The sequence below is a fragment of the Brevundimonas sp. genome (genome assembly GCF_032107865.1).
GTDB lineage: Bacteria > Pseudomonadota > Alphaproteobacteria > Caulobacterales > Caulobacteraceae > Brevundimonas.
Genome location: NZ_DAMCNG010000092.1, coordinates 1 through 10,225, shown reverse-complemented (window position 1 = coordinate 10,225; position 10,225 = coordinate 1). Strand labels below are relative to the sequence as shown.

Genomic DNA, 10,225 nt, shown 5'->3' with positions numbered 1-10,225 from the left:
CGGCGTCGGCGAACAGCACGGGGGCGCAGTCGGCGGTCAGAACGGTCAGCACCGGCCCCTTTACGCCCGCGACCACGGCGTCGCCTTCGGGGCGGTCTCCGGCCCAGCCGTTTTCGGCCACGCGGGCGACGGCGGAGTGAACCTGATAGCAGCCGCACAGGTCATCGGCGGCGCCGCCCATCCATTCGGCGACCCGGCGGCGGTTCTCGGCGACGTGGGCCGGATCGTCCTTGGAGCCGACGCCTGCGTTCAGTCCGGCGTAGATGCCGTCCGACACGCCGCCTGCGCGGGTGAAGAAGCCGTGGCGCACCCCGGCCTTGGTCAGCAGCGGATGGGTGATCGGGTTCAGGCTCATGCGGCGGCCTCCAGTTCGGTGCTGGCGGCGTCGATGGCGGCCTGAACGGCCTTGCGCGCCTGGGGGCTGTTCTTCCAGCAGGTCGAGCCGACGCTGGCGGCGGCTCCGGCGCAGACGACGGCCGCATCTGCCTGGGCCAGACGGGCGAAGCCGCCCACGCCCAACTCCTCCAGCCGCTGGATCACCTTGGGGCCGACGCCTTTGGTCGCCAGCAGAATTTGACGCTCGTGGTCGGTGAAGGTCATGGCCGCATCAGGCTCCATCGCTGGGCGGACGTCTCAGAAGCCCGGCAGGGCCAGAGAGCGCGGAGAGAAGATCGCCGCCGCCTTGAACAGTTCGCCCATCTGATCCGGTGCGGTCAGGCGGTCCAGCTGGCGCTGGATGACCGGGGCGGCTTCGGGGCGTCCCTGCATCAACCGCTGGGCGCGGGCTTCGATCCCCAACGCCTTGAGGAAGGCGCCCTGGCCGACGCAGCCGGTGACGTCGGCGCCGCCGCGCACGGCGGCCTCCAGCACCAGGGGGAAGTCGGCCCATTGCGTCAGGTCAGCCTCGCCCGGTGTGGACAGGGGATCGACCTTCTGATGCCGCCGCAGGGCTTGGAGCGTATCGCCCGCCTCGGGTTTGCTGCGCCCGTAGTCGATCAGCAGGGCAGCGCCCGAGGCGGCCCGGATCAGGCTGGCCAGATCGCGGCCGAAGGCGGCCTGCTGTTCGGAAATCTCGATGATCTGGCCCGGTTCGACGTCGAAGCCGGGCGTCTCGAAGCCGTCGGCGATGGCGGTCAGGCCGAAGGTCAGTTCGTTGTCGTCGGTCACGCCGATGCGGCGCTCGGCCCAGCCGCCTTCGGTCTTGATGAACTGGCGAGCGGGCAAGCAGTCCAGCACCTCATTGGCGATCAGGATGACCGGGGCGTCGGTCTCGACCTTGTTCAGGGCGCTGAGCCAGCGCGGGTGCGCGTCGGCGTCGGCCAGCCGCCGGGCCTGCTCGGCGCGCAAGGGGGCGCTGGGCTCGATCAGGATCAGATCGACCGCCTGCAGGAAGCCGGGAACCAGCCGGGCCGCGCGCAGCACGTCGGACATCAGCGTGCCGTCGCCGGGCCCGACCTCGACCAGCCGCACCCGCTCGGGCGCGCCCAGACGGGTCCAGGTCTCGACCGCCCACAGGCCGATCAGTTCGCCGAACATCTGGCTGATCAGCGGGGCGGTGATGAAGTCGCCGCCTTCGCCCAGCGCCGGGCGGGTGGCGTAATAACCGCCTTTGGGGTCGTGCAGGCAGCGGGTGACGTAGTCCGCCACCGTCATCGGCCCGGTCAGCACGATCTCGCGGACCAGTCGGTCCTTGAGCGTCTCCGCCATGATGGTCTTACGCCTCCGTGACGACCGGCTTCTTCAGCGCCCGCCAGATCAGCCAGGCGCCGACGAGCATCATCGGGATCGACAGGATCATGCCCATGGTCAGGCCCAGCGGCAGGTTCTCCAGCCCGGCGTCGGGCTGGCGCACGTTCTCCAGCGCGGCGCGGCAGACGCCGTAGCCCAGCAGGAACAGGCCGGTGACGAAGCCCGGACGCTTGAGCATCTTCCACTTCCAGATCGCCAGCGACAGGATGACGAACAGCAGCAGCCCTTCCAGGCCCGCTTCATACAGTTGGCTGGGGTGGCGCGGCTCGTTGCCGGCGGGGCAGAAGCCGTACATCTGCTGGATGCGTTCGTTGCAGAAGCGGATGGCCCATGGGACCGTCGTCTCGCGGCCCCACAGCTCGCCGTTGATGAAGTTGGCGATGCGGCCGAAGAACAGGCCCAGCGGCGCGACCGGGGCGATCAGGTCGCCCAGGCTGAGCGGGTTCACGTTTTGCCGACGGGCGTACAGGGCGATGGCGATGACGACGCCCAGGAAGCCGCCGTGGAAGCTCATGCCGCCAGTCCAAAGCTGCAGCAGCTCCAGCCGCTCGCCCCAGCTGTCGCCGGTGAACAACTGGGCGAACATCTCCGGCTTGTAGAAGAGGGCGTAGCCGAAGCGACCGCCCAGGATGACGCCGAGCGTGATCCACAGCACCAGGTCGTCCAGTTGCTGGCCGCCGACGGGCGACTTGCCGGGCGCCCACAGACGCTCCGTCTTGGCCAGGCGCGAGGCGTACCACCAGCCCAGGACGATGCCGGCGATATAGGCCAGCGCGTACCAGCGTATGGGCAGCGGCCCGAGCTGGATCAGGACGGGGTCGAATTCGGGAAAGGGCACGGGGCCTCCTGCGCCTTCAGAAGTTGTCCCTCGTCTAGCAAGCGGGACTGCATTCGTCGCGCGCTTTTCCCGCGAAGCAGTCTATAGGCCGCAGGCAGGTAAGGTTTGGTTTACCCAAATCAATGCACCGTTAACCACGTTTCGGACCGATGGTCCGGGAGTTCTCAAGAGGCCGCCATGCAGACGCGCAATCCCCTCCTTGATGAGTTCGCCAAGCTGACGACCGGCGCCATGGGTCTGGCCCAGGCCGCGGGTGAAGAGGCCAAGGCCGCCTGGCGCGCCCAGGCTGACCGCTTCGTCGCCGAGATGGATCTGGTGCGCCGCGACGAGTTCGACGTGCTGAAGGACGAGATCGCCGCCCTGCGCGCCGAGATCGCGACGCTGAAGGCCGCTGCGCCCGCCCCCAAGAAGGCCGCCAAAGGATCGTCCACAGACGCCGCCTCAAGCCCGGATTCAGCCGGTTGAGCCGAATCTGCGAACACGCCTACCGTCTTCAAAGGCGCTCATCTGAGTCGCCGTCGCTGCTGAAGAAGTTGAACGCCTGATGGATGCTGTGAGACCCGAAGAGGTCGACCTGCCCTTTGATCCGCTGGATGTGGTCGAACATGTCCTGACGGCGGAGAACTTGCCGTTCGACCGTACGGACGAGGGCGATTTGGCCTTCGCCCTGGCTGGCGACTGGAAGGACTATGAGCTGTGGTTCGCCTGGCGGCCCGAGGGCGACTGCCTTCAGCTGTGCCTGGCGCTGGACCTGCGGGTGGCCAAGACGCGCCGCGCGGCGGCCTATGAACTGGTGTCGATGATCAATCAGCGCACCTGGCTGGGCCATTTCGAGATCTGGCCGGACGAGGGCGAGATCGTCTTCCGTCACGCCCTGGCCCTGCCGCACACCGAGCGCCCGACCCTGGCCCAGGCCGCGTCCATGATCGACGCGGCGGTCGAAGCGGCGGACCGTTACTATCCCGCCTTCGATTTCATGGTGCGCGGCTCCAAGAAGCCGAAGGAGGCGATCGACGCCTGCCTGTTCGAGACCGTGGGCAACGCCTGATGTCGGGCAATGGGCGTCCCGTCGTGCTTCAGGGCGTCGGACGCCTGGGCTCGGCCATTCTGGAAGGCTGGCTGGCGACGGGCGCCGTCGATCCGGCCGATCTGATCATTCTGACGCCGTCTGAAAAGCCGGTCGCCGAAGCGGCGCGGGCGAAGGGGGCGCGGATCAATCCGCCGCTGGAGGAACTGGCGAACGCTCGAGCCTTCGTCATCGGCGTCAAGCCCGCCAAATGGCTGGATGCCGCGCAGGCCGTCCTGCCGCATCTGGCGTCAGACGCCGTGATCGTCTCGGTCATGGCCGGGGTGCGCGGCGAGACGATCTCCGAGGGCTACAACGGCCGCCCGGTCGTGCGCGTCATGCCGACGACCGGCGTGGCTCAGGCGCAGGGCGTGGCGACGCTGTGGTCTGCCGACACGGACGCCCTGAAAATCGGGCGCGAACTGTTCGAGCCGATCGCCGAGACGGTTCTGCTGGACGATGAGGCGCTGATGCACGCGGCGACGGCGGTGTCCGGCTGTGGGCCGGCCTATTTCTTCGCCTTCACGCGGGCTCTGGCCGAGGCCGGAGAGGCCGAAGGGCTGTCGCCCGAGGCCGCCGCCCGTCTGGCGCGCGCCACCCTGCGTTCGGCTGCGGCGGGCGTGGAGGGCGACGAGGCTCTGAACGCCCTGATCGACCGCGTGGCCTCCCCCGGCGGCGTGACGCAGGCGGGTCTGATCGCTCTCAATGAAAACGGCGCCCTCGACCATTCTGTCGAAAGCGCCGTGAAGGCGGCGGTCGCCAAGTCCACTGAACTCAGCGGCTGATCGTCAGGCGCTTCAGCGCTTGACGAAACGACCTTCGGCCAGGTTGCGGGCCAGGCGGTCATAGGCGCGCTGGGCGTCGGTCCAGGTGGTCGAACCGCGCGCATCGGCCAGGGTCGGGGTGTAGTAGTCGAACTTGACCGGCTGAACCTCGCCCGAGGCCATGGTCACAGACCCTTCCACCGCAGCGCCGCCGATGGACAGGCTGCGCATGGAATCCAGGCCGGGCTTGTCGCCCAGTTGCTGCATGGTGGGGCGGTTCGGCTTCAGGTCGGTGATGACCAGTTCGACGCGAGCGCCGTCCAGGGCGTTGCGATCCGTCAGCACACGTTCGACGGTGCGGGTCAGGTCGCTGACCTGTTGTTGGACGTCGCGTTCGCCCAGTTCTTGGGCGGTCTTGGCGAAGTCTGGGCTGACCGTCACGACGACGGCCGAGGGTTGAGCCGCGGCTGCGCCGGAGACGGCGAGAGCAGCGGCGAGCGGCGCAAGGAAAGCAATACGACGCATAGTACGGACTCCTGATTCCAGGCCCCCCTGGAACACGGGACAAGATGGCGATGATTTTACGGTTCCGCTAGAGGCGTCGGCCAAAGATCTAGGCGGCGCGACGATCCGCCGGCAGCCGGATCGACGCCTTCAGCCCGCCCAGGTCGCTGCGCCCCAGAATGATGTCGCCGCCGTGGCCGCGCGCCACGTCCCGCGCCACGGCCAGACCCAGGCCCACCCCCTTGCGGTTCTGATTGCGCGAGGCGTCCAGCCGCGAGAAGGGGCGGAAGGCTTCTTCGTGCATGTCGTCGGGAATGCCGGGGCCGTCGTCCTCGACCACGATCTCCAGCCCGCCGGAGGGCAGGGGGCGGGCCGACAGCCGCACCTTTTCCCCATGAGAGGCGGCGTTGCCGACCAGGTTGTTGATCGCCCGGCGGAAGGCCAGGGGGCGGGCCAGCATGTTAAGATCGTCGGGCGTCTCGACCTCGGCCACGGCGCCGGAGCGACCGGCGTCCTCGGCGGCGCGACGCAGCATTTCGGGCACGGAGATCGTCTGCATCGCCTCGCCCGCCTCGCCGCGCGCAAAGGCCAGGTATTCGTCGATCATATGCTCCATCTCGTCCAGGTCGCCCTTCATCGCCTCGGCGCGCTTGAACGGCGGGGCCAGGGCCAGTTCGAGACGCAGACGGGTCAGGGGCGTGCGCAGGTCGTGGCTGACCGAGGCCAGCAGGGCAGTGCGCTGATCGATGTGCCGCTGGATGCGGGCGCGCATGTCCAGGAAGGCGGTGGCGGCGGCCCGCACCTCGCGCGCGCCGTGGGGCTTGAAGCGCGGCACGCTTTCGCCCCGGCCGAAAGCCTCGGCGGCGGAGGCCAGGCGCTCGATGGCGCGCACCTGGTTGCGGATGAACAGCACCGCCACGCCCAACAGCAGGATGGTGGCGATCATCAGCCACAGGACGAAGATGTGGGCCTGGGTCGCCACGGCCCGTTCACGCGGGGCGATGACGCGCAGCACGCCGCCAGCCTCCTGCACCCGGATGTCGACATAGGCGGGGTAGCGGGTGGTGTCGAACCAGAAGGGCTGGTCCAGCCGCGAAGCCAGGGCCTTTTCCAGCGTGCGATCGACCAGACCCAGGGCGCCGCGTCGTTCTTCATCCGGCAGGGAGGCGGCGGACTGGAAGGCGATGGACAACTGCATCGACCGTTCGGCGCGCTCAGAGATCAGGGCCAGATTCTGGGGCGAAGGATCGTCGCGATAGCTTTCGGCCGCCCAGGCCACGTCGCCGGCCAGCCCCTCGGACAGGCGCGCCGTCACCGCCTGCCAGTGGGCGTCGAAGAAGGCCCAGGTCACCGCCGCCTGCATGATCAGCACCGGCAAGACGATGATCAGCAGCGACCGGCCCCACAGGGAGGTCGGCAGCCGACGCTTGATCCACCGCGTCCAGACGTTGAACGGCATCAGCCGCATGAGGGGCGTTCCGGTCCTGTCGTCAGTCCGGCGCCAGCATATAGCCGACGCCGCGCACCGTCTGAAGGTAGCGCGGATTCTTGGGGTCGACCTCCAGCTTGCGGCGCAGGCGCGTCACCTGGACGTCCACGGCGCGGCCGGTCACATCGGCCGTGTCGGGCGACAGGGTCATGCGCTCGACCGGCGAATGGGCGTGGATGGCCAGGGTCTTGAGCAGTTGGGCCTCGGCCTCGGTCAGGCGTTGCAGTTCGCCGTCGCGCGTCAGCTCCAGCCGCTCCATGTCGAAGACGGCGGGGCCCATGCGGATCTCCTTGGGCGTCATCAGCTTGCCGCCGGTGCGGCGCAGGATGGCCTCGATCCGCAGCGATAGCTCGCGCGGGTCGAAGGGCTTGGACATATAGTCGTCGGCGCCGCGCGACAGGCCCTCGATCCGGTCGTCCGGGTCGCCCTTGGCGGTCAGCAGCAGAACGGGCGTCTTGGACAGGGCCGCCTGGCTGCGAATCCAGGTGGTCAGATCGAAGCCGCTTTCACCCGGCATCATCACGTCCAGCACGATCAGGTCGAACTCGATCAGTTCGACCATACGGCGCGCCGCGCCCGCGTGGGCGGCGCCGGTGACGCGATAGCCCTCGCGGCTCAGGAATTCCTTGAGCAGTTCGCGGATGCGGTCGTCGTCATCGACGACCAGGATGTGTCGCCCGCTGCCGGCGGGAGCGATGGGGCCGGACCGACCGTTGGCGCGAGGCTCGATCATGCTCACTGCGAATCTCCTCGCGAGGCGCCGTTGACGCGGACGCGCGACGGGCGTCTAAATAAATATCTTGCGCGGGAGACGTTCTTCAATGGCCTTCGTTCCTTTCGACGATCGTGACGGATGGATCTGGTTTGACGGAGAATTCGTTCCCTGGCGGGAAGCGAAAACGCACGTTCTGACCCATGGCCTTCACTACGGCTCGTCGGTGTTCGAGGGTGAGCGTATGTATGGCGGTGAAATCTTCAAGCTGACCGCGCACAGCGAACGCCTGAGGCGTTCCGCCGAGCTGCTCGACTTCGAGATTCCCTATAGCGTGGCCGAGATCGACGCCGCCTGCAAGGAAACCTGCGTCCGCAACGGCCTGGTCGACTGCTATATCCGTCCTGTCGCCTATCTGGGGCCGGAACAACTCAGCGTCACCGCCAAGAACAGCAAGGTCCACCTGGCCATCGCCGCCTGGGAATGGCCCAGCTATTTCGACCCCGAGGTCAAGAAGAAGGGCATCGCCCTGGAGTGGGCCAAGTGGCGCCGTCCCGACCCGGCCACGGCGCCGTCCACGGCCAAGGCGGCCGGCCTCTACATGATCTGCACCATGTCCAAGACGGCGGCCGAGAAGCGCGGCTTCGCCGACGCCCTGATGCTGGACTGGCGCGGCTATGTGGCCGAGGCGACCGGCGCCAACGTCTTCTTCGTCCAGAACGGCGCCCTGCACACGCCGCGCGTCGACCACATCCTGAACGGCATCACCCGTCAGACCGTCATCGAAATGGCCCAGGCCCGCGGGGTCGAGGTCGTGGTCCGCGACATCCTGCCGGAAGAGCTGGGAGATTTCTCCGAATGCTTCCTGACCGGCTCGGCCGCTGAGGTGACGCCGGTGGGCCAGGTCGGCGACTATCGCTTCACGCCGGGCGCGCTGTCGCTGAGCCTGATGGACGAATACGGCAAGCTGGTTCGCGGCCAACTTTAGACGGCTTCCGTCGACGAGTTTCGTCGTCCCCCTTGCCAGCGGCGTCCTGCTGTCGTTGATGCGCACTGAAGAAGCCGGCTCCCATAGCGCCGGTCGCGGAGCCGCCTTTCCATGTTCAGCCTCCTGAACCTCCAGAGCCTGTTCGGCCTGGTCGTCATCGTCGCCGTCTGTTGGGCGATCTCTGAGAACCGTCGCGCCTTTCCGTGGCGGTTGGCGATCGGAGCGGTGCTGGTGCAGGCGGCCCTGGTGCTGGCGACCTTCGCCATTCCCGGCTCGCAGGTGGTGCTGGACGGCATCAACAATGCGGTGAAGGGGCTGGAGCTGGCGACCGAAGAGGGGACGCGCTTCGTCTTCGGTTATCTGGCGGGCGGGGATCAGCCCTACGCCGTGGCCAATGAAGGCGCCCTGTTCACCTTCGCCTTCAAGGTGCTGCCGCTGATCCTGGTCATCTCGGCCCTGTCGGCCCTGCTGTGGCACTGGAAGATCCTGAAGTGGATCACGCTCGGCTTCGGCTTCCTGTTCCAGCGGACCATGGGCCTGGGCGGCGCCTCGGCTCTGGCGGTGGCGGCCAACGTCTTCCTGGGCATGATCGAAAGCCCGATCGTCATCCGCGCCTATCTGGACAAGCTGAGCCGGTCCGAGGTCTTCCTGATGATGGTGGTCGGTCTGGCCACGGTCGCCGGCTCGACCATGGTGGCCTACGCCGCCATCCTGTCGCCGGTGCTGACCAATGCGGCGGGCCACGTCCTGGTGGCCTCCATCGTCTCGGCCCCCGCCGGCATCCTGCTGGCGCGCGTCATCATCCCTGAAAAGCCGGGCGAGGGCGGGGCGGTCGCCGACTACAACTCGGCGCTGAAGTACGACAGCGCCGTCGACGCCATCGTGAAGGGCACGTCCGACGGCCTGATGGTGGTGCTGAACATCTCGGCCGTGCTGATCGTCTTCGTGGCCCTGGTGGCCCTGGCCAATGTCATCCTGGGCGGCTTCGTCATCGCCGGAGAGCCGCTGACGATCGAGCGTATCCTGGGCGTGCTGTTCGCGCCCGTCGCCTGGCTGACGGGCGTGGAATGGGCCGACGCCCACAAGGCGGGCTGGCTGTTGGGGGTCAAGCTGACCCTGACCGAGTTCGTCGCCTTCATCGAACTGGGCAAGGTGCCCGCCGCCGAGATGAGCGAGCGCACGCGGATGCTGATGACCTACGCCCTGTGCGGCTTCGCCAACATCGGCTCGGTCGGCATCACCGTGACCGGCCTGTCGGTGCTGATGCCGGAACGCCGCGAAGAGGTGCTGGGCATGGTGTGGAAGGCGCTGCTGGCGGGCTTCCTGGCCACGCTGATGACGGCCTGCGTCGTCGGGGCCTTGCCCGCCGCCATCTTCGCCTAGTAGCGTTCCGAGGGCAGCCGAAGGGAACCCTCTGATGAAGCTCTATGAAAGCCGCCGCGCGCCCAATCCGCGTCGCGTCAGCTGGGTCATGGCGGAAAAGGCCGTGACCGACGTCGAGCGGGTCGAGATCGAGCTTCTGGCGGGCGAGCATCGCACCCCTGCCTATCGCGCCAAGTTCGGCGTGCCGCACGTCCCGGCGCTGGAGCTGGACGACGGGACGTGCCTGACGGAATCCATCGCCATCTGCCGCTATCTGGAGGCCCTGCACCCCGAGCCGAACCTGTTCGGCCGCGATCCCAAGGAGCAGGCGATCATCGAGATGTGGATGCGCCGGTGCGAGATGTACCTGGCCAATCCGATGATGTTGAACGTGCGCTTCACCCACCCGGCCCTGGCCGCGCTGGAAGCGCCTCAGCCCCAGGTCGCTGAGTACAACCGCCTGGGCGCAGAGCGCTTCATGAAGACGCTGGACCGGCATCTGGCGGAGCATGAGTTCATCGCCGCCGACCGCTTCACCATCGCCGACATCGTCGGGGCCGTGGGTCTGGATTTCGCGCGTCTGGTCAAATACCGGCCGCCCGAGGAACTGACGCACCTGGCCCGCTGGCTGGAGGCGTGCCGCGCCCGTCCGGCGGCGGCGGCGGGGATGTGAGCCCGCCTTGCGGACTCTGACGGCGCCGGATCGCGGGCTGGCCCTGCTGCTGGCGGGACTGGCGGGCTATGTCGACAGCC

13 protein-coding genes are annotated in these 10,225 nt (G+C 68.0%); 6 read left to right on the top strand and 7 right to left on the bottom strand.

Translation table 11 applies throughout. The features are described from left to right. The 4 genes from RT567_RS09250 to lgt all read right to left on the bottom strand — a co-directional run. On the bottom strand, positions 1-355 hold a 355-nt coding region (locus RT567_RS09250; RefSeq protein ID WP_313575984.1), incomplete at its 3' end, for a polyphenol oxidase family protein. After that, positions 352-600, bottom strand: coding sequence for a helix-hairpin-helix domain-containing protein (locus RT567_RS09245; protein WP_313575983.1), 249 nt, complete (start codon positions 598-600; stop codon positions 352-354). The genes RT567_RS09245 and RT567_RS09250, both read right to left, overlap by 4 nt. Before the next feature lie 33 nt (positions 601-633). Then, positions 634-1,707, bottom strand: a complete 1,074-nt coding sequence (locus tag RT567_RS09240) for an SAM-dependent methyltransferase (RefSeq protein ID WP_313575981.1) — start codon at positions 1,705-1,707, stop codon at positions 634-636. A 7-nt stretch (positions 1,708-1,714) separates the two neighbouring features. Then, positions 1,715-2,587, bottom strand: a complete 873-nt coding sequence (lgt, locus tag RT567_RS09235) for a prolipoprotein diacylglyceryl transferase (protein ID WP_313575979.1) — start codon at positions 2,585-2,587, stop codon at positions 1,715-1,717. A 177-nt stretch (positions 2,588-2,764) separates the two neighbouring features. Between lgt and RT567_RS09230 the strand changes: the two genes are divergently transcribed. The 3 genes from RT567_RS09230 (at position 2,765) to RT567_RS09220 (ending at position 4,438) form a co-directional block, all read left to right on the top strand. Further along, positions 2,765-3,052 carry an accessory factor UbiK family protein gene (locus tag RT567_RS09230; protein WP_313575977.1) on the top strand — a complete coding sequence of 96 codons (288 nt, stop codon included), beginning with the start codon at positions 2,765-2,767 and terminating at the stop codon, positions 3,050-3,052. A 79-nt stretch (positions 3,053-3,131) separates the two neighbouring features. Then, on the top strand, positions 3,132-3,635 hold the full coding sequence (locus RT567_RS09225; protein WP_004370784.1) for a YbjN domain-containing protein: 504 nt from the start codon (positions 3,132-3,134) through the stop codon (positions 3,633-3,635). Continuing rightward, positions 3,635-4,438, top strand: a complete 804-nt coding sequence (locus RT567_RS09220) for a pyrroline-5-carboxylate reductase family protein (protein ID WP_313575975.1) — start codon at positions 3,635-3,637, stop codon at positions 4,436-4,438. Before RT567_RS09225 ends, RT567_RS09220 begins: the two co-directional genes overlap by 1 nt. Positions 4,439-4,450: 12 nt before the next feature. On the opposite strand, the gene RT567_RS09215 is transcribed toward RT567_RS09220, so the two are convergent. The 3 genes from RT567_RS09215 to RT567_RS09205 all read right to left on the bottom strand — a co-directional run bounded on the left by RT567_RS09215 (position 4,451) and on the right by RT567_RS09205 (position 7,143). Next, on the bottom strand, positions 4,451-4,942 hold the full coding sequence (locus tag RT567_RS09215) for a hypothetical protein (RefSeq protein ID WP_313575973.1): 492 nt from the start codon (positions 4,940-4,942) through the stop codon (positions 4,451-4,453). An 88-nt stretch (positions 4,943-5,030) separates the two neighbouring features. Beyond that, positions 5,031-6,389 carry an ATP-binding protein gene (locus RT567_RS09210; protein WP_313575971.1) on the bottom strand — a complete coding sequence of 453 codons (1,359 nt, stop codon included), beginning with the start codon at positions 6,387-6,389 and terminating at the stop codon, positions 5,031-5,033. A gap of 22 nt (positions 6,390-6,411) precedes the next feature. Then, positions 6,412-7,143: a response regulator transcription factor gene (locus RT567_RS09205; RefSeq protein ID WP_312204723.1), complete on the bottom strand. Its 732-nt coding sequence runs from the start codon at positions 7,141-7,143 to the stop codon at positions 6,412-6,414. 88 nt (positions 7,144-7,231) lie between these two features. Here RT567_RS09205 and RT567_RS09200 point away from each other — a divergent pair, with 88 nt between their 5' ends. The 3 genes from RT567_RS09200 to RT567_RS09190 all read left to right on the top strand — a co-directional run bounded on the left by RT567_RS09200 (position 7,232) and on the right by RT567_RS09190 (position 10,145). Further along, the gene (locus tag RT567_RS09200) at positions 7,232-8,110 is read left to right on the top strand and encodes a branched-chain amino acid aminotransferase (protein WP_313575969.1); all 879 of its coding nucleotides are present in this window, start codon (positions 7,232-7,234) and stop codon (positions 8,108-8,110) included. A gap of 111 nt (positions 8,111-8,221) precedes the next feature. Continuing rightward, positions 8,222-9,493 carry a nucleoside transporter C-terminal domain-containing protein gene (locus RT567_RS09195; RefSeq protein ID WP_313575967.1) on the top strand — a complete coding sequence of 424 codons (1,272 nt, stop codon included), beginning with the start codon at positions 8,222-8,224 and terminating at the stop codon, positions 9,491-9,493. Between the two features lie 34 nt (positions 9,494-9,527). After that, on the top strand, positions 9,528-10,145 hold the full coding sequence (locus tag RT567_RS09190) for a glutathione S-transferase (protein ID WP_313575965.1): 618 nt from the start codon (positions 9,528-9,530) through the stop codon (positions 10,143-10,145). The last annotated feature ends 80 nt before the right edge of the window (positions 10,146-10,225 follow it).

Bases quoted from the DNA above. Each gene is read 5' to 3' on its own strand.
- RT567_RS09245 (WP_313575983.1), bottom strand. From the start codon at position 600: ATGACCTTCACCGACCACGAGCGTCAAATTCTGCTGGCGACCAAAGGC.
- RT567_RS09240 (WP_313575981.1), bottom strand. From the start codon at position 1,707: ATGGCGGAGACGCTCAAGGACCGACTGGTCCGCGAGATCGTGCTGACC.
- RT567_RS09230 (WP_313575977.1), top strand. From the start codon at position 2,765: ATGCAGACGCGCAATCCCCTCCTTGATGAGTTCGCCAAGCTGACGACC.
- RT567_RS09225 (WP_004370784.1), top strand. From the start codon at position 3,132: ATGGATGCTGTGAGACCCGAAGAGGTCGACCTGCCCTTTGATCCGCTG.
- RT567_RS09220 (WP_313575975.1), top strand. From the start codon at position 3,635: ATGTCGGGCAATGGGCGTCCCGTCGTGCTTCAGGGCGTCGGACGCCTG.
- RT567_RS09215 (WP_313575973.1), bottom strand. From the start codon at position 4,942: ATGCGTCGTATTGCTTTCCTTGCGCCGCTCGCCGCTGCTCTCGCCGTC.
- RT567_RS09210 (WP_313575971.1), bottom strand. From the start codon at position 6,389: ATGCGGCTGATGCCGTTCAACGTCTGGACGCGGTGGATCAAGCGTCGG.
- RT567_RS09205 (WP_312204723.1), bottom strand. From the start codon at position 7,143: ATGATCGAGCCTCGCGCCAACGGTCGGTCCGGCCCCATCGCTCCCGCC.
- RT567_RS09200 (WP_313575969.1), top strand. From the start codon at position 7,232: ATGGCCTTCGTTCCTTTCGACGATCGTGACGGATGGATCTGGTTTGAC.
- RT567_RS09195 (WP_313575967.1), top strand. From the start codon at position 8,222: ATGTTCAGCCTCCTGAACCTCCAGAGCCTGTTCGGCCTGGTCGTCATC.
- RT567_RS09190 (WP_313575965.1), top strand. From the start codon at position 9,528: ATGAAGCTCTATGAAAGCCGCCGCGCGCCCAATCCGCGTCGCGTCAGC.